Origin of the sequence: Pinirhizobacter soli, assembly GCF_015905305.1 — a bacterium.
In the GTDB taxonomy this organism is placed as follows: domain Bacteria; phylum Pseudomonadota; class Gammaproteobacteria; order Xanthomonadales; family Rhodanobacteraceae; genus Pinirhizobacter; species Pinirhizobacter soli.
The window spans coordinates 670,886-688,561 of record NZ_JADZLQ010000002.1 but is presented as its reverse complement, the minus strand read 5'-3'; the positions used below and the strand labels follow the sequence as shown (position 1 = coordinate 688,561).

15 protein-coding genes are annotated in these 17,676 nt (G+C 64.2%); 11 read left to right on the top strand and 4 right to left on the bottom strand.

Annotated features, from left to right (window positions below):
* Positions 1–39 precede the first annotated feature (39 nt).
* On the top strand, positions 40–492 hold the full coding sequence (locus NDK18_RS12925; protein WP_250627984.1) for a YidB family protein: 453 nt from the start codon (positions 40–42) through the stop codon (positions 490–492).
* Positions 493–555: 63 nt separating this feature from the next.
* Here the strand turns inward: NDK18_RS12925 and NDK18_RS12920 are convergent, their stop codons facing one another.
* Positions 556–807, bottom strand: coding sequence for a GlsB/YeaQ/YmgE family stress response membrane protein (locus NDK18_RS12920; RefSeq protein ID WP_250623923.1), 252 nt, complete (start codon positions 805–807; stop codon positions 556–558).
* 116 nt (positions 808–923) lie between these two features.
* On the opposite strand from NDK18_RS12920, the gene NDK18_RS12915 reads away from it, so the two are divergent.
* Together NDK18_RS12915 and NDK18_RS12910 are read left to right on the top strand one after the other, a co-directional pair.
* Positions 924–2,123 (top strand): aminotransferase class I/II-fold pyridoxal phosphate-dependent enzyme, encoded by a 1,200-nt coding sequence (locus NDK18_RS12915; RefSeq protein ID WP_250627983.1) that lies wholly within the window; start codon positions 924–926, stop codon positions 2,121–2,123.
* Between the two features lie 26 nt (positions 2,124–2,149).
* Complete coding sequence (locus NDK18_RS12910; RefSeq protein ID WP_250627982.1) at positions 2,150–3,133, top strand: malate dehydrogenase; 984 nt, start codon at positions 2,150–2,152, stop codon at positions 3,131–3,133.
* 56 nt (positions 3,134–3,189) lie between these two features.
* Here NDK18_RS12910 and NDK18_RS12905 read toward each other — a convergent pair whose 3' ends face one another.
* Positions 3,190–4,503, bottom strand: coding sequence for a dicarboxylate/amino acid:cation symporter (locus tag NDK18_RS12905; protein ID WP_250627981.1), 1,314 nt, complete (start codon positions 4,501–4,503; stop codon positions 3,190–3,192).
* 115 nt (positions 4,504–4,618) lie between these two features.
* Here NDK18_RS12905 and prpB point away from each other — a divergent pair, with 115 nt between their 5' ends.
* Together prpB and prpC are read left to right on the top strand one after the other, a co-directional pair.
* Entirely contained in the window at positions 4,619–5,506 is an 888-nt protein-coding gene (prpB, locus tag NDK18_RS12900) for a methylisocitrate lyase (protein WP_250623919.1), read from the top strand.
* Positions 5,507–5,536: 30 nt separating this feature from the next.
* A complete protein-coding gene (gene prpC / locus NDK18_RS12895) occupies positions 5,537–6,685 on the top strand; it encodes a bifunctional 2-methylcitrate synthase/citrate synthase (RefSeq protein WP_250623918.1) in 1,149 nt (382 codons plus the stop codon).
* Between the two features lie 13 nt (positions 6,686–6,698).
* Here prpC and NDK18_RS12890 read toward each other — a convergent pair whose 3' ends face one another.
* Complete coding sequence (locus NDK18_RS12890) at positions 6,699–8,717, bottom strand: oxidoreductase (RefSeq protein WP_250627980.1); 2,019 nt, start codon at positions 8,715–8,717, stop codon at positions 6,699–6,701.
* 216 nt (positions 8,718–8,933) lie between these two features.
* Between NDK18_RS12890 and NDK18_RS12885 the strand changes: the two genes are divergently transcribed.
* Complete coding sequence (locus NDK18_RS12885) at positions 8,934–9,776, top strand: outer membrane protein (protein ID WP_250623916.1); 843 nt, start codon at positions 8,934–8,936, stop codon at positions 9,774–9,776.
* A 69-nt stretch (positions 9,777–9,845) separates the two neighbouring features.
* Here the strand turns inward: NDK18_RS12885 and NDK18_RS12880 are convergent, their stop codons facing one another.
* Positions 9,846–10,523: a TerC family protein gene (locus tag NDK18_RS12880; protein WP_250623915.1), complete on the bottom strand. Its 678-nt coding sequence runs from the start codon at positions 10,521–10,523 to the stop codon at positions 9,846–9,848.
* 320 nt (positions 10,524–10,843) lie between these two features.
* Here NDK18_RS12880 and glpD point away from each other — a divergent pair, with 320 nt between their 5' ends.
* The 5 genes from glpD (at position 10,844) to NDK18_RS12855 (ending at position 17,433) form a co-directional block, all read left to right on the top strand.
* Positions 10,844–12,349, top strand: coding sequence for a glycerol-3-phosphate dehydrogenase (gene glpD, locus NDK18_RS12875; protein WP_250628042.1), 1,506 nt, complete (start codon positions 10,844–10,846; stop codon positions 12,347–12,349).
* Positions 12,350–12,354: 5 nt separating this feature from the next.
* A complete protein-coding gene (locus NDK18_RS12870) occupies positions 12,355–13,059 on the top strand; it encodes an MIP/aquaporin family protein (protein ID WP_250623914.1) in 705 nt (234 codons plus the stop codon).
* 15 nt (positions 13,060–13,074) lie between these two features.
* On the top strand, positions 13,075–14,580 hold the full coding sequence (gene glpK / locus NDK18_RS12865; RefSeq protein ID WP_250623913.1) for a glycerol kinase GlpK: 1,506 nt from the start codon (positions 13,075–13,077) through the stop codon (positions 14,578–14,580).
* Between the two features lie 78 nt (positions 14,581–14,658).
* Positions 14,659–16,110: a bifunctional 2-methylcitrate dehydratase/aconitate hydratase gene (locus NDK18_RS12860; protein WP_250627979.1), complete on the top strand. Its 1,452-nt coding sequence runs from the start codon at positions 14,659–14,661 to the stop codon at positions 16,108–16,110.
* A gap of 204 nt (positions 16,111–16,314) precedes the next feature.
* Positions 16,315–17,433, top strand: coding sequence for an OmpA family protein (locus NDK18_RS12855; RefSeq protein WP_250627978.1), 1,119 nt, complete (start codon positions 16,315–16,317; stop codon positions 17,431–17,433).
* Positions 17,434–17,676 lie beyond the last annotated feature (243 nt).

Sequence of the window (17,676 nt, the reverse complement as noted above, 5' to 3'; positions counted from 1 at the left end):
ACGCTCCCAAGGCCGGGGGGCTTTCACGGGAGAAACGAGATGGGTCTGCTCGATGAGTTGCTTGGTGGCGGCCAGGGAGCCGCGAACAATGCCGCCAACGGCGGCGGCCTAGGGTCGGCGTTAGGTGGTGGTGGTCTGATGGCCGTGGCCGCCGCCTTGCTTAGCCGGGCCGGCGGTGTCGGCGGGCTGGTCAATATGCTCCAGCAGCATGGTCTGGGTGGCGCCGTCCAATCCTGGGTGGGTACGGGTGAGAACCAGCCCGTGGCACCGGCTCAACTTTCCCAGGCCCTGCAGGGCGGAGGGCTGGGCGACCTGGTGCAGGAAGCTGCGGCCAAGATGGGCACCAGCCCCGACGACCTGATGGCGAAGCTTTCGGGCGTCTTGCCACAAGCGGTGGATCACCTCACCCCGCAGGGTCAAGTGCCTGAGCACCCGGCGGGTGGCTTTGATGCTTCGGCTTTGAGCGGGCTGGCGGGGAAGGTCTTCGGCTAGCGATAAAACCAAAAGGGGCCGCGCATGGCGCGGCCCCTTTTCCTTTACCAGGCCAACGCCCGGTCAGGCCGAGCGGCGCCGGAACATCCGCCAGATCAGCAGCAGCACGATGGCGCCGACCACCGAGGCGATGAAGCCAGCCGAATCCTCCGGTCCATACCAGCCCAGTTGCTGTCCCGCCCAGCTGGCCAGCAGGGAGCCGGCGATGCCCAGGAGGCCGGTGATGATGAAGCCACCCGGATCTTTCCCCGGCACCAGAAACTTGGCAATGATGCCCACGACAAGGCCGATCAGGAATGCCCAAAGCCAGTGCATAGCCGCTCCCCGTTGGTTGGTGTAGGCGCATCATGCACCCGGCCGGGGCGGGAAGTCTGCCACCCGTGGTAAAATTTTCAGGCTTTGCCCTTCCGTTGCCCACGACGAGTACCCGCATGCCGCAGCTTGCCCAGCGAATCGGACGCGCCAAACCCAGCGCCATCATGGTCATCGCCGAAAAGGCGAAGAAGCTCAAGGCCGAGGGCCATGACATCGTCAACTTCTCGATCGGCGTACCCAATTTCCTGCCGGGGGCGCATGTCTATGACGCCGCCCACAAGGCGCTGGACACCGATTCGGGCCAGTACGGCAGCAACCGCGGCGCGGACGCCGTGCTCGATGCCTTCCTGGGCCATATCCAGGCGCTTGGGTTCTCAGGCTATACCCGCGCCAACATCTGCACCGGCGTCGGCGCCAAGCACATCCTGTACAACCTGGCCGAGGCCCTGCTGGACGAAGGCGACGAGATCACCTTCGCCACGCCCTACTGGACCAGCTACGTCGACATCGCCGAGATCGTCGGCGCGAAGATCAACCTGCTGCCATGCCCGCCGGAGCAGAACTACAAGCTCACCCCGGCCCAGCTGGACGAAGCCCTGGCCCGCAAGCCGCGCGTGTTCCTGTTCAACAACCCGTCCAACCCGACGGGCATGGTGTACACGAAAGACGAAATCGCAGCGCTGGCCGATGTCATTGCCAACTACCCCGACACCTGGGTGATCACCGACGACATCTACAACACCATGGTGTTCGGCGATGTGGGCTACCACAACTTCATCCACGTCAGGCCGGAACTGAAAGACCGCGTGATCTTCGTCGATTCGCTGTCCAAGACCTACGGCATGCCGGGCTGGCGCGTAGGCTTCATTGCCGCTCCTGAAGTGGTGGCGCGCGCCGTCACCACGATGAACTCCAACCACATCACCAACCTGCCCGAAGTAGTGTCGGCCGCGGCCGTAGCGGCCCTTTCCGGTCCGCAGGACGTCCCACGGCAGAAAGCCCGCGAGTTCGCCGCCAAGTGCGATCGCGTGCATGCGGCGCTGGTGGCCATCCCCGGTGTGCATTGCCCGCGCCCGCAGGGTGCGTTCTATGCGTTCCCCGATATCTCCGTTGCCTTCGGCAAGAGCCACGGCAGCACCCGCATCGACAACGATGTGGAGTTCTGCGCGGCACTGCTCGATGCCAAGGGCGTTGCTTGCGTGCCTGGGTCGGCGTTCGGCGAGCCGCGCGCGCTACGCATTTCCTATTCCTGTCCCGACGATCAGCTCGACAAGGGCATGGCCCGGATCGCCGAGTTCTTTGCCGAACTTCACTGAATATTCGACTGTAGGAGTCATCCCCCATGAAAGCTCCCGTACGTGTTGCCGTGACCGGCGCTGCCGGCCAGATCGGTTATGCCCTCCTTTTCCGCATCGCCGCCGGCGACATGCTGGGTCCCGACCAGCCGGTGATCCTGCACCTGTTGGAAATCACCCCGGCGCTGCCTTCGCTGCAGGGCGTGGTGATGGAGCTCAACGACTGCGCGTTCCCGACGCTTGCAGGGGTCGTGGCCACCGATGACCTCAACGTCGCCTTCAAGGACGTCGACTATGCCCTGCTGGTGGGTGCGCGCCCGCGCGGCCCCGGCATGGAGCGCAAGGATCTGCTGGAAGCCAACGGCGCCATCTTCGGTCCGCAGGGCAAGGCCCTGAACGATCACGCCAAGCGCGATGTGCGTGTGCTGGTGGTGGGCAACCCCGCCAACACCAATGCGTTGATCGCCCAGCAGAACGCCCCGGACCTGGATCCGAAGTGCTTCACCGCCATGGTGCGCCTGGATCACAACCGCGCCCTGTCGCAGTTGGCCGAGAAGACCGGCAAGCACACCACCGACATCAAGAAGGTCACCATCTGGGGCAATCACAGCTCCACCCAGTACCCGGACCTGCACCAGACCACCGTCGGCGGCAAGCCGGCGCTCGAACAGGTCGACCAGGCCTGGTACGAAAGCGACTTCATTCCCACCGTGCAGCAGCGTGGCGCGGCCATCATCAAGGCGCGCGGCGCGTCGTCCGCGGCGTCCGCCGCCTCGGCCGCCATCGACCACATGCGTGACTGGGCACTGGGCACAGCCGATGGCGACTGGGTTTCCATGGGTATCCCGTCGGACGGCTCCTACGGTATCGAGCCGGGCGTGATCTTCGGCTACCCGGTGACGGTTAAGGGCGGCAAGTATTCGATCGTGCAGGGCTTGCCGGTCAATGCGTTCTCGCAGGGCCGCATCGATGCGACCAACAAGGAACTGCGCGAAGAGCGCGCCGGCGTGGAACACCTGTTCAAGAAGTAAAACGCTGCATGGCGACAAAAGAAGGCCGCGCATTTTTTAAGATGCGCGGCCTTTTTTCATGTCGATCCTTCGGCATCGGCCGGGCGTCCGGCCACGACACTGGCGGTGACCAGGTCGCTGCCGACGTTGACCGTGGTTCGCAGCATGTCGAGCAGTCGGTCGACGCCAAGCACGATGCCGATGCCCTCGGCGGGGATACCGAAGCTCACCAGGAGGCCTGCAATCAGCGGCAGCGAACCTCCGGGAATGCCGGCCACAGCCACGGCAGAGATAACCGCCAGGACCATCAGCACGGCTTGTTGGCCCAGCGACAGTTCAACGCCGAAGGCCTGGGCCACGAACAGCACCACGCAGCCTTCGAACAAGGCAGTGCCGCTCATGTTCATGGTGGCGCCAAGCGGCAGCACGAAGCCAGCCACGCTAGGTGGAAGTTTCAGTTCCTCGCGGGCCACGGCCAGCGATGCGGGAAGACACGCACTGCTGGAACTGGTGGAAAACGCCGTGATCAACACGGGCCGGATCTGCCGGAAGAAGCCCAGCGGCGATCGACCTGAAAAAAATTTCAGCCAGAGCGACATGGTGCCGAACAGATGCAACAGCAGGGCCGCCGCGCACCCGGCGACGAATAGCGATAGCGTGACAAGGATGTCCACACCGACCTTCACCACCACGCTGTAGATCATCGCCGGCACCGCATAGGGTGCAAGTTTCAGGGCGAAGTCGACCACGCGGGTCATGAGGGCGGCCACCGTTTCCAGGGCACCCAGCACCTGGGTGCGTGCACCGGCCACCAGCTGCGTGGCTGCCGCGCCGACCAGGATGGCGAAGACGATCAACGGCAACACGTCGCCAAGGCGGTTGCGGTCGTTGCCCACCACCGCGCCAAGCAGGTTGCGCGGCATGAACATGTCCACCAGGGTGGCGGCGTTAAGCGCTGGCTGCGCCGCGCGGGTCTGCAGCAGGCCCGCCGAGGTGCCGCTGTATTGGCGTACCAGGCTGGCGCGGGTATCGGCGTCGAGGAAATGCCCGGGCTCGAGCAGGTTCATCATCAACAGGCCCAGCAATACCGCGATGCCCATGTTGGCCACGAACAGGCCGAAGGTGCGCCCGGCCAGGGGACCTAAGCGGTCAAGCCGTCCCAACTGGGCGACCCCCGAGGCCAGCGAAGCGAATACCAGGGGCACGATGACGAAGAACAGCAGCCGCAGGAAGACCTGGCCAAAGGGGTCGAGCACTTCCGTCGCCACCCGCTGCATGAAGGTAAGCGCCGGGGGATGGAAGTGGCCCAGGGCAAGGGTGGCGAGGCCAGCAACGATGCCGGCAAGGAGGCCGACGAGGATGCGGCGGGCGAGGGGAGTGGCTTGGTTCATGGCGAAACCCTAGCGTCGCGGAGGGAACTCCGTCTTTCGGGAAATAACCTTGTTGTACTGCAGCACGAGGTGGGTACGCCGAATGCGCTAAAATCGACGTTTTCCCGGAGCAGACATGGCACAGCTTCCTTCTCCCGGCGCGCGCTTCCGCGACGCTCTTGCCGCTGAATCGCCCTTGCAGGTGATCGGCGCCATCAACGCCAACCATGCGCTGCTGGCGCACCGCGCGGGATACCGCGCCATCTACCTTTCCGGTGGTGGCGTGGCAGCGGGTTCGCTCGGCCTCCCGGACCTGGGCATCAACACGCTTGACGACGTCCTGACCGACGTCCGGCGGATCACCGACGTGTGCGACCTGCCGCTGATGGTGGATATCGACACCGGCTTCGGCCCCAGCGCATTCAATATTGCCCGTACCGTGCGCAGCCTGATCAAGGCCGGTGCCGCGGCCTGCCATATCGAGGACCAGGTAGGCGCCAAGCGCTGCGGTCATCGCCCGGGCAAGGAGATCGTCAGTGCCGGCGAGATGGCCGATCGCGTCAAGGCCGCGGCTGATGCGAAGACCGATTCCGACTTCTTCCTGATCGCCCGCACCGACGCGATCGCCGTTGATGGCGTGGACGCCGCCATCGAGCGCGCGATCGCCTGTGTCGAGGCTGGCGCCGATGGCATCTTTGCCGAGGCCGCCTACGACCTGGCAACGTACAAGCGGTTCACCGATGTGCTCAAGGTGCCGGTACTGGCCAACATCACCGAGTTCGGCAGCACGCCGCTCTTCAGCGTCGATGAACTGCGCAGTGTTGGCGTGGGCATCGTGCTGTACCCGCTCTCCGCCTTCCGCGCCATGAACAAGGCCGCCGAAAACGTCTACCAGGCGATCCGCCGCGACGGACACCAGCGCAACGTGGTGGACACCATGCAGACGCGCGAAGAACTCTATGACCGCATCGGCTACCACGACTACGAACGCCGTCTCGACGAGCTGTTCTCACGCAAATCCTGATCGTACGCCCCCTCGAAGGAACCCAAGCGCATGAGCGAACAAACCCTTCCCAAGCCCAAGAAATCGGTGGCCCTATCCGGCGTCGCCGCCGGCAACACGGCGTTGTGCACGGTCGGCCGCAGCGGCAACGACCTGCACTACCGCGGCTACGACATCCACGACCTAGCCGCCAAGGGCTGCTTCGAGGAAGTGGCGCACCTGCTGGTACATGGCGTGCTGCCCACATGGCAGGAATTGAATGCCTACAAGGCACGCCTGCGCCGCCTGCGCGGCCTGCCCGCACCAGTGAAGAGCGCCCTTGAGCTGCTGCCGGCGGCAACCCATCCGATGGACGTGCTGCGCACCGGCTGCTCGGTGCTGGGCACGGTGCTGCCGGAGAAGGACGACCACAATCGCACCGGCGCCGTCGCGATCGCCGACCGCCTGATGGCGAGCTTCGGTTCGATGCTGCTGTACTGGTTCCACTTCAGCCACAACGGCAAGCGCGTGGAAGTGGAGACCGACGACGATTCCATCGCCGGCCATTTCCTGCACGTGCTGCACGGCAAGAAGCCCAGCGAGCTGCATGCCCATGCACTGGATAAATCGCTCATCCTGTATGCCGAGCACGAATTCAACGCCAGCACCTTCGCCTCGCGCGTGATCGCCGGTACCGGTTCGGACATGTATTCGGCCATCACCGGTGGCATCGGCGCCCTGCGCGGCCCCAAGCACGGTGGCGCCAACGAAGTGGCGATGGAGATCATCGCGCGGTACCGCAATGGCGATGAAGCCGAAGCCGACATCCGCGCCCGCGTGGAGCGCAAGGAAATCATCATCGGTTTCGGCCACCCGGTGTACACGGTGTCCGATCCGCGCAACGAGATCATCAAGGAGATCGCGCGCAAGCTCTGCACCGATGGCGGCAACCCGAAGCTGTTCGAAGTTTCCGAGCGCATCGAGAAGCTGATGTGGGACCAGAAGAAGATGTTCCCCAACCTCGACTGGTACTCCGCTTCTGCCTACCACATGATGGGCGTGCCCACCGCGATGTTTACGCCGCTGTTCGTGATCTCGCGTACCTCGGGCTGGAGCGCGCACATCATCGAGCAGCGCGAGGACGGCAAGATCATCCGCCCCAGTGCGAACTACATCGGGCCGGAAGACTTAAGCTACACGCCGATCGAAAAGCGTTCCTGATAATCGGTAAGGCTCAGAGCGACGCGGCCAGCCGCGTCGCCTGGGCGATCGCTCGCTTGGCATCGAGTTCGGCGGCCACATCCGCGCCGCCGATGAGGTATACCGGCACGCCCGCTGCTGACAGGGGGTCGTGCAGCGTGCGGTTGGGTTCCTGGCCGGCGCAGATCACCACGTTGTCCACCGCCAATATCTGCGGCGTACCGTCGATCACCACATGCAGGCCTTCATCGTCGATCCTCTGGTAGGCCACGCCGCCAAGCATGCGTACCTTCTTGTGCTTCAGGGTTGCCCGGTGCACCCAGCCGGAAGTCTTGTTCAGCCGCTTGCCCGGTGTGCCTGGGCTGCGCTGCAGCAGCCATACCTCGCGATCGGGTGCCTCGGCTTTTGCCTGCCCCAGTCCGCCACGATGGGCAAGCGTTGTGTCCACGCCCCATTCACCCGTCCAGCGCGCGATATCCAAGCTTGGCGACGGGCGCGACTGCACCAGGAATTCGGCGACGTCGAATCCGATGCCGCCGGCGCCAATCACCGCTACCGTCTTGCCGACATCGGCGTTGCCTGCCAGGACGTCGACGTAGCTCAATACCTTCGGATGATCGCGGCCTTCGATGCCTGCCGCACGCGGTGTAACGCCGGTGGCAAGGATCACGGCGTCAAAGCGGCCTGCCTGTAGTGCCTCTACCGTGGCGACCTGGCCCAGCGCGAGGGTGACGCCCGTTTCACCCAGGCGATGTTCGAAATAACGAATCGTCTCGTCGAATTCTTCCTTGCCGGGAATTCGTCGGGCCATGTTGAACTGACCGCCGATCGCCGATGCGCGATCGAAGAGGGTGACCGCGTGGCCGCGTTCGGCAAGCGTGGTGGCGCAGGCCAGGCCCGCGGGGCCGGCCCCGACCACGGCGTAGCGCTTGCTCACGCTGGCCGGCCGGATCACCAATTCGGTCTCGTGGCAGGCGCGTGGATTGACCAGGCACGATGCCCGGCGATTGACGAACACGTGGTCCAGGCATGCCTGGTTGCAGGCGATGCAGGTGTTGATCGCCTGCGTGCGTCCGGCGGCGGCCTTGTTCACCCAGTCCGCGTCGGCCAGCAGCGGCCGTGCCATCGACACCATATCGGCATCACCCGCGGCCAGCACGCGTTCGGCAACATCGGGCATGTTGATGCGATTGGTGGTGACCAGCGGGATCGACACTTCGCCCTTGAGCTTGCGCGTGACCCAGGTGAACGCCGCGCGCGGCACGCTGGTGACGATGGTGGGGACGCGCGCCTCGTGCCAGCCGATGCCGGTGTTGATGATCGTGGCGCCGGCGGCTTCCACCTTCTTCGCAAGCATGACGATTTCATCCCATGATTGCGCATCGTCGACGAGGTCCAGCATCGACAGGCGGTAGATGATAATAAAGTCGCGGCCCACGGCCTGGCGGATGCGTCGGACGATCTCTACCGGCAGACGCATGCGGCGTTCGGCGTCGCCGCCCCAGGCATCGTCACGTTTATTCGTGCGTGCGGCGATGAACTGGTTGATCAGGTATCCCTCCGAGCCCATCACCTCGACGCCGTCGTAACCCGCACGCTGGGCAAGTTTCGCGCTGCGCACGAACGCGCCAATGGTGCGCTCGACGCCGCGGCTGGTAAGCGCCCGGGGCGTGAACGGGCTGATCGGGGATTTGATCTTCGATGGCGCCACGGCCAGCGGCTGGTAGGCATAGCGGCCTGCGTGGAGGATCTGCATGCAGATCTTGCCGCCTTCGGCGTGCACTGCCTGGGTGACCTTGCGGTGCCGGGCCACGTGCCAGGGCATCGACAAGGTGCCGGAGAACGGCTTCAACCATCCTTCGATGCTCGGTGCAATGCCGCCGGTGACGATCAGGCCCACGCCCCCGCGTGCACGCTCGGCAAAGAACGCGGCGAGCTTGTCGAAATCCTTCGCTTTGTCCTCAAGCCCCGTATGCATCGAACCCATCAACACGCGGTTGCGCAAGGTGGTGAAGCCGAGGTCGAGCGGGGCCAACAGATGCGGGTATTCCACGGGATAAGGCGCCGATTCAAACGATCGTTTGATGATGCACGTGAACGCATCGTGGAGCAAGCATCGCGTTACGAGAACGGCGTCGCGTTTCAAACCTTTGTCTTGTGCGCTGCACGAAATGCATACATGCCAGCCGTAAGCATCGGGTTTGGAGCGCCCGAAAATGTAGGGCACCGCGGGAGAGGGTTATCACTAAACGCTTTACACGGAGACGACATGGGTATCACGAAAAACTATTTGGGCAGGGCAATTTCCGGGATTCTCATGGTGTCGCTGGGTGGCTATGCCACCGGCGCGCATGCACAGGAGCAATCGCGTGCATTGGATAACGTAAGCATTTGGCTGGGCGGCTATTACGCCAACTCAGATACCAATATCGGCGCACACAGCAAGGATGGAATAGCTCGCGGCAACCTCAACCTGGAAGACGACCTGGATTTCCAGAAAAGAAAAGTCGCTCCCCGTGCGCGCCTGGACTTCGTCTTCGGTGAACACCAGGGTTTCACCTTCGACTACTACAACATCGACCGCGATCATTCACGCACGACTAGCAGCAGCGTGAACTACCTGGGCCACCAGTACGACGCCTCGGCCCGTCTGGAGGGCAACCTGCGCTTCAATTTCGGCAGCGCTGCCTACCGCTGGTGGTTCGGCAGCGGCGATGATGTTTTTGGCGTGGGCCTGGGTGCGGCTTATTACAAGATACGCGGCGGTGTCACAGGCTCCGCGACCCTCAACGGCGTGACAACGGCCAGCACGCACACCGGCGCGGATGCCGATGCCTGGGCGCCCAACCTCCAGCTGGGCTGGCGCCATGCCTTCAACGACCAATGGCGCATGTACATCAATGCATCGGGCGTGAGGAAGAACGGCGGCAACCTCAACGGTCATATCTACGACGCCGCCCTGGGCGTGGAATGGTTCCCCTGGAAGAACGTGGGCTTCGGCGCGGAATACGCCTATACGAAGATCCGGCTGAACGAGGAAAAGCGTGCCTACGACCTGGACCTGGACATGAAGTTCAACGGTCCGTCGGCTTACGTGCGCTTCCGCTTCTGATCGCGTAAACGCCAACGTATCGCGCAAGAACGGGCCAGCTATCCGGCCCGTTTTCTTGTCGGAAAGGAATCAGGCAGTGCGCGCTACGCTACGCCGTTGCCACAACCAGCCGCCTCCGCAGACGGCCAGTACCAGCAGGGCGTCCAGCGTCCAGGGCGCCCATGGCCGGGCATCGAACCAGGGCGATACCAGGTGGTCGTGCGTGATCATCCGCGCCGCTGTCCAGGCGATGGCTGCGGCACCGATGTAGATCACCGCGGGGAAGCGGTTGATCAGCTTCAGGATCAAGGTGGAGCCCCAGACCACCAGCGGTATGCTGATCAACAAGCCCAGGACCACCAGCAGCATGTGGCCCTTGGCCGCGCCGGCAATGGCCAGCACGTTGTCCATGCCCATCAACGCGTCGGCCACCACGATGGTACGCAATGCCGCCCAGAAGCCTGAGGCCGGCGTGATGTCCGGGTCGTGCTCGTCGTGCTTGAGGAGCTTCCAGGCGATCGGCAACAACAAGAGGCCGCCAGCGAGCATCAGGCCCGGCAGCTTCAGCAGGTAGACCACGATGCCCGTCAGCGCCACACGCACGGCCACGGCGCCGAAGGTGCCCCAGAAGATAGCCTTCTTCTGCAGGTGGGGGGGTAGGTTGCGCGCTGCCAGCGCGATCACGATGGCGTTGTCGCCGGCCAGCACCAGGTCCAGCAGGACGATGGCGAAGAGGCCGGAAAGAAAATCGGTGACGGGGATGTCCATGGGGCTCCTTGCGCACGGGACATTGCGTGGCACGCGGCCCCGTGCGGCCGCGTGCAACGCAAAAGTCTCGCCCCCGGCCAAGGCCGTCGTGACGCCCGGAGCGGATGGGCCGCTCGTGATGACGTATCGCCACGCAGGAGCTTCGAAAGCCTCCCTGGGCTACTCCCCTTTGGGTTGAGTAACAGGCGCATTCTTGGCCAGGCGCCGCTGGTAGTCAATGTACGCGCAATTCCCGCATGACATGGGTGCACCGGTGGACGCATCATGGCGGTGTCCGTTCAAGGGCCTGGAGCGTGTTGCATGCACATGACAAGTCGTTGCTGATGGACCCCTTCGACATCGTTGTCGTCGGCGGCGGCATCAATGGCGCGGGCATTGCCAGGGACGCCGTCGGCCGCGGGTTGTCCGTGCTGTTGTGCGAGCGCGACGACCTGGCCGCACACACCTCCAGCGCCAGCACCAAGCTGATCCACGGCGGGCTGCGCTACCTGGAGCAGTTCGAGTTCGCGCTGGTAGGCAAGGCGCTGGCCGAGCGCGAAGTACTGCTGCGTGCCGCGCCCCACATCATCTGGCCGCTGCGGTTCGTGCTGCCGCACCAGCCACACCTGCGACCGGCCTGGATGATCCGCCTGGGCCTGTTCCTCTACGACCACCTGGGTCGTGGCCGCCGCACCTTGCCAGGCTCGCGGCGCATCCGCTTCGCCAAGCACGTGGCCGGCCAGCCGTTGCGCGATGAATTCCATACCGGTTTCGTCTATTCCGACGCCTGGGTGCAGGACGCGCGCATGGTGGTGCTCAATGCCATGGACGCGGCCTACCGGGGAGCGGAGATCCTTACCCACACACGCTGTGTCGCGGCGGTGCGTGAAGGGGAATTGTGGCGCGTGGAGCTGGAATCGGCGGAAGGCCACCGGACCATCCATGCGCGCAGCCTGGTCAACGCCACCGGGCCCTGGGCGGCAACGTTTCTGGGCGAGGTGGCCGATGTCCGCCACGACCACGCGCTGCGCCTGGTCAAGGGCAGCCACATCGTGGTGCCGAAACTATTCGAGCATCGCTACGCGTATATTTTCCAGCAGCCGGACCGCCGCATCGTGTTCGCTATTCCCTATGAGCGAGAGTTCACCCTGATCGGCACCACCGACGTGGAATACCACGGCGATCCGTCCCAGCCGCGCATCGACGCTGAGGAAACCTCCTACCTGTGCGAGGCGGCGAACCGTTATTTCCGCAAGGCGTTGACGCCGTCCGACGTGGTCTGGAGCTATAGCGGCGTGCGTCCGCTGCTTGACGATGAAAACAGCAGCGCATCGGAAGTCACCCGCGACTATCTTCTCGAGGTCGATGCCGAAGGCCCGCCCTTGCTCAATGTCTTCGGCGGCAAGATCACCACCTTTCGCAAGCTGTCGGAGGAAGCTGTCGACCGGCTTGCCCCGTTGCTGGGATCGTCCGTGGGGCCGTGGACGGCCACCGGGCGTCACCTGCCCGGTGGCGGCGAGGCCGACATCGAGGAACTGCTGGTCGATGTCCGTGCCGACCGCCCGTGGTTGAGTGACGCCATGGCCGATCGCCTGGTGCGCACCTACGGCACGCGTTGCCGCGATTTCCTAGGCGCCGCCGTGTCGCTGGAGGACCTCGGCGAGCTTTTCGGCGGCGACCTCTACGCCGCCGAGGTCGATTACCTGGTGCGCCATGAATGGGCACGGCACGCCGAGGATATCCTTTGGCGCCGGACCAAGACCGGCCTGCACGTGGACGCGGCCGGTGCCGCGCGGCTTGAGACGTATATAAGCGCGCGACTTGGCCGCGCGCCATTCAAGGAGTAGTCCCGATGTCGGTGTACCTGAGTGAATTCCTCGGCACGATGATGATGATCCTGCTTGGCGACGGCGTGGTCGCCGGCGTGCTGCTGAAAGGATCCAAGGCCGAGGGCGCCGGCTGGATCACCATCACGCTGGCCTGGGGGCTGGCCGTGTTGATCGGCATCTACGTCGCCGCTGCCAGCGGCGCGCACATGAACCCGGCGATCACCCTGGCGCTGGCCTCGCTGGGCAAGCTGGCCTGGGGGCTGGTGCCAGGCTATATCGCCGCGCAGATGGCCGGTGCCTTCGTCGGCGCGGTATTGGTATACCTGCACTACTTCGCGCTTTGGCCCGGCACCGAGGATCCTGCGAAGAAGCTCGGCGTGTTCTGCACGGCGCCCGCGGTACGGCATCTTCCCTCCAACCTGCTGACGGAAATCATCGGCACCTTCGTGCTGGTGTACGGCGTGCTGGCGATCGGTGCCAACCGCATGACCGAGGGCCTGGCACCGCTGGCGGTCGCCTTGCTGGTGGTGGTGATCGGCATGTGCCTGGGCGGACCCACCGGCTACGCGATCAACCCGGCACGCGACTTCGCGCCACGCCTGGCCCATGCGCTGCTGCCGATTCCCGGCAAGGGCGGTTCGGACTGGGGCTATGCCTTCGTGCCCATCGTAGGGCCCATCATCGGCGCGCTGGGTGCCGCCTTCTTCTACCACGCCGTTGCCGGCTGATTCCCCGGAGCTCCCATGAGCGAGAAAAAAGGCTACATCCTGGCCATTGACCAGGGCACCACCAGCTCACGCGCGATCCTCTTCGACCATGCAGGACGCATCGCCGGCACCGCGCAGCGCGAGTTCACGCAGATATTCCCCCAGCCCGGCTGGGTCGAGCACAACCCGCGCGAGATCCTCACCAGCGTGCTGGTGACGCTCACCGAAGTGATCAACAACGCAGGCATCGGGCCGTCGGACATCGACAGCATCGGCATCACCAACCAGCGCGAAACGGCGGTGGTATGGGACAAGGCGAGCGGCCAGCCGATATACAACGCGATCGTCTGGCAGTCGCGGCAGACCAGCGGCATCTGCGACCAGCTGAAGGCCGACGGCTTCGACGACATGGTGCGGGCGAAGACGGGCTTGCTGATCGATGCCTATTTTTCCGGCACCAAGGTCAAGTGGATCCTCGATCACGTCGAAGGTGCGCGCGAAAAAGCTGCCAACGGAGAATTGCTGTTCGGCACCATCGATACCTGGCTGATCTGGAATCTCACCGGTGGCAAGGCGCATGTCACCGACTACACCAATGCATCGCGCACCTTGATGTACGACATCCATGCCTGCCAGTGGGACGAGGAGCTGCTTGCCATGCTCGACGTGCCGCGCGCCATGCTGCCGGAGGTCCGTTCGTGCAGTGAGGTCTACGGCAAGACACTGCCGCAGTTTCTGCTCGGCCGCGAGGTGCCCATCGCCGGCATTGCCGGCGACCAGCAGGCAGCCCTGTTCGGCCAGGCCTGTTTTGAACCCGGGCTTGCCAAGAACACCTACGGCACCGGCTGTTTCATGCTGATGAACACCGGCACGAAGGCGGTAACGTCCAGGCACGGCCTGCTGACCACCATCGCCTGGGGCATCGACGGCAAGGTGGAATACGCACTGGAAGGCAGCGTCTTCGTTGCGGGGTCCGTGATCCAATGGTTGCGCGATGGCCTGCGCATGTTCGGCAAGGCCAGCGATTCCCAGGCCTACGCCGAGCGCGCCCGGGACACCGACGGGGTGTATTTCGTGCCGGCCTTCGTCGGTCTGGGCGCGCCGTACTGGCGAAGCGATGTCCGTGGCGCGATCTTCGGCCTGTCCCGCGGTACCACCAAGGAACAGTTCATCCGCGCGGCGCTGGAGTCGATGGCGTTCCAGACCCGTGACGTGCTTGAAGCCATGGAGGCGGACGCCGGCATCAAGGTCAAGGAACTGCGGGCCGACGGCGGGGCCATTGCCAACGACTTCATGGCGCAGTTCCAGAGCGACATCCTGGCGCTCGACGTCCTGCGCCCGAAGGTGCAGGAAACCACGGCCCTGGGCGCGGCGTACCTGGCCGGGCTCGCCACGGGTTTCTGGGCCAGCCGGGACGAAATCGCCAGCCAATGGGCGGTGGACCGCAGGTTCGAGCCTGTCATGGCCGACGACCGGCGCCAGGCGCTGTACGCGGGCTGGAAGCAGGCCGTGGAGGCCACCCTGGGCTTTCGCGTGACTTAAACCCGATGGCCATGGCTTAGGGCTTCCATCCCGGGCCATCGGTTAAACTGGAGGTTTCCCGTAGCCTGAGACCCCTCCATGAGTGCACACGACATCCGCTCCGCCGTCCGGCCCGATCCCGACCAGCCGATGGTGGACATTGCCAATTACGTGGCCGATTACCGCGTGGACTCCACCGAGGCCTACGACACGGCCCGCTACATGCTGCTCGATTCGCTCGGCTGCGCGATGTTGGCGATGAAATTTCCCGAGTGCGTCAAGCACCTGGGCCCCCTGGTGCCGGGCGCGGACCTTCCCGGTGGCGCCCGCGTCCCGGGCACCTCGCACCAGCTCGACCCGGTCCAGGCCGCCTTTGCCATCGGCACCCAAGTGCGCTGGCTCGACTTCAACGACACCTGGCTTGCCGCCGAATGGGGCCATCCGTCGGACAACCTCGGCGCCATCCTGGCCGTGGCCGACTACCTGGGCCGCAAGGCCGAGCGGGAAGGGGGCAAGGGCCCGACCGTGCGCGACGTCCTGACCTGGGCGATCAAGGCGCACGAGATCCAGGGCTGCTATGCCCTGAAGAACAGCTTCAACCGCGTCGGCCAGGACCACGTGATCCTGGTGCGCCTGGCCTCCACCGCGGTGGCCACGGCGATGCTGGGCGGTGACAAGGAGCAGATCACCACCGCCGTGTCGCATAGCTGGATCGACAACGGCGCCCTGCGCACCTACCGCCATGCCCCCAACACCGGCCCTCGCAAGAGCTGGGCCGCTGGCGATGCATGCCGTCGCGCTGTTACACATGCCATCAACGCCGTGTATCGCGGCGTGGTGGGTTACCCGTCGGCGCTCTCGGCCAAGACCTGGGGTTACTACGACGTCGCCTTCAAGGGCAACGCGTTCACGTTCGAACGGCCCTTCGGCAGCTACGTGATGGAAAACGTGCTGTTCAAGATCAGCTACCCGGCAGAATTCCACGCCCAGACGGCGGTTGAATGCGCCATGCAGCTGCATGGCCAGGTCGCCGGCCGCCTGGATGACATCGAGAAGATCGTCATCGAGACCCAGGAAGCGGGCGTGCGCATCATCGACAAAACCGGCCCCTTGGCCAACTATGCCGACCGCGACCATTGCATCCAGTACATGGTGGCCGTGCCACTGATCTTCGGGCGTCTCACCGCCGATGATTATAACGACGACGTGGCAGCCGATCCGCGAATCGACGCGCTGCGCAACAAAATGCAGGTTTCGGAAAATCCCCGGTTTACTACCGATTATTTCGATGCCGAAAAACGCTATATCGGCAATGCCATCCAGGTATTTTTCAAGGACGGCTCCAGCACCGAGAAAGTTTCCATTGACTTCCCCATAGGCCATCGTCGTCGCCGGGCCGAAGGCATTCCCGTTCTTTTGAAGAAATTCGAAGGCGCGCTCAAGGGTTACCTGCCCCAGCACCAGGCGGCCAGGATACTGGCCGCCACGGCCGATCCCGCCAGGCTCGATGCCATGCCGGTAAGTCAGTTCCTTGGTCTCTTCACGGTTTGAACATTGCCGTGACTCGAATATGAACGAAGGTGAGCTGCGGCTGTTCAATTGTTTGATTTTTGCTAAACTGCCGCAGCCCGCTTAACGGGATGTTTGCGAGGGGCGGAAACAGCCTCCGTAAAAAAACTCAGGAATAGACGTTCTACGCGCGATTTCCGTCTGGGGTGGAGCGCGGACGCGAATACCAATAACGAGGAGACACCGATGAATCGTAAGGGCTTGTTTTTGCTGATCGGCCTGGCCCTGGGCGGCGTGGGTGCCGTTCACGCGCAGGACACCACTGCCGACACGGCAAGCAGCACGTCGACGACCACCTATGATGGCCGTTGGTATATTGCGCCGACCGTGGGCGGCTACTACAACGACACCGACCGCAACACCAACAGCCGCCAGGTTTATTACGGCCTGGGCGTGGGTAAGTTCATTTCGTCGAACGCATCCATCGACCTGTTCATCGACCGCACCAAGCGCGATCGTGACGGCGCTGGCAACTGGTCGAACAACAACTACGGCGTGGCCGCTCGCTTCTACGCTGGTGCATGGGACGCATGGCGTCCGTACCTGCTGGCCGGCATCATGGGCAGCTACCACACCAACGCTGACGACAAGGGCTGGGCTCCGGCTGCTGAGCTGGGCGTTGGCGTGTCCAAGACCATCACCGACTCCTCCGACATCCGTGTCGAGGGTGGCTACCGTTACGATTGGGACGACAAGACCAACCGCGGCGAGAATGGCTACGGCGACTGGTTCCTGGGCTTCAGCGTGGTTTCGCGCTTCGGCGCTCCGCCCGCAGCTCCCGCTCCGGCTGCAGCTCCGGCTCCGGCCGCTCCGGATTGCTCCACCCTCGACAGCGATGGCGACGGTGTGAACGATTGCGAAGACAAGTGCCCGAGCACGCCTGCCGGTACCATCGTTGGTCCGGACGGCTGCCCGCAGAAGGTCGTCATCGACCTGCGTGGCGTCAACTTCAAGTTCGACCACCCGAAGAAGGCTGAAATGGGTGGCAACATCGAGAAGACCCTGCAGGAGCCGACCGCCGATTCGATGGGCGTGCTGAACCAGGCTGTCGACACCCTGCAGCGTTACCCGCAGGTCCATGTCACGGTCGCCGGTTACACCGATAGCGTTGGTAAGGATGCCTACAACCAGAGCCTGTCCGAGCGTCGCGCGAAGATCGTGTACGACTACCTGACGGCCCACGGCATCACTGCCGACCGCCTCGACGGCCCGATCGGCCACGGCGAAGCCGATCCGATCGACAGCAACGACACGGCCGATGGCCGCGCTCGCAACCGTCGTACGGAACTGCAGGTCAAGCAGTAAGCGACCCGCAAGCAACACGAAAAAGCCCGGCGAAAGCCGGGCTTTTTTTTGCCGGCGTGGCGGGGGAGCGGTCGGGTGTCGTTTTCTTCACTAAGTCCTCGGTCGGCTTCGCCTCCCTGCGGAAGCGTTCCGAAAACGACACCCGACCGCTCCCCTGGCGTACGACGGTGGGCCGCAGGGCGAGCCGGGCATCGATGCAGTCAACGACACGGCCGATGGCCGCGCTCGCAACCATCGTTCGAA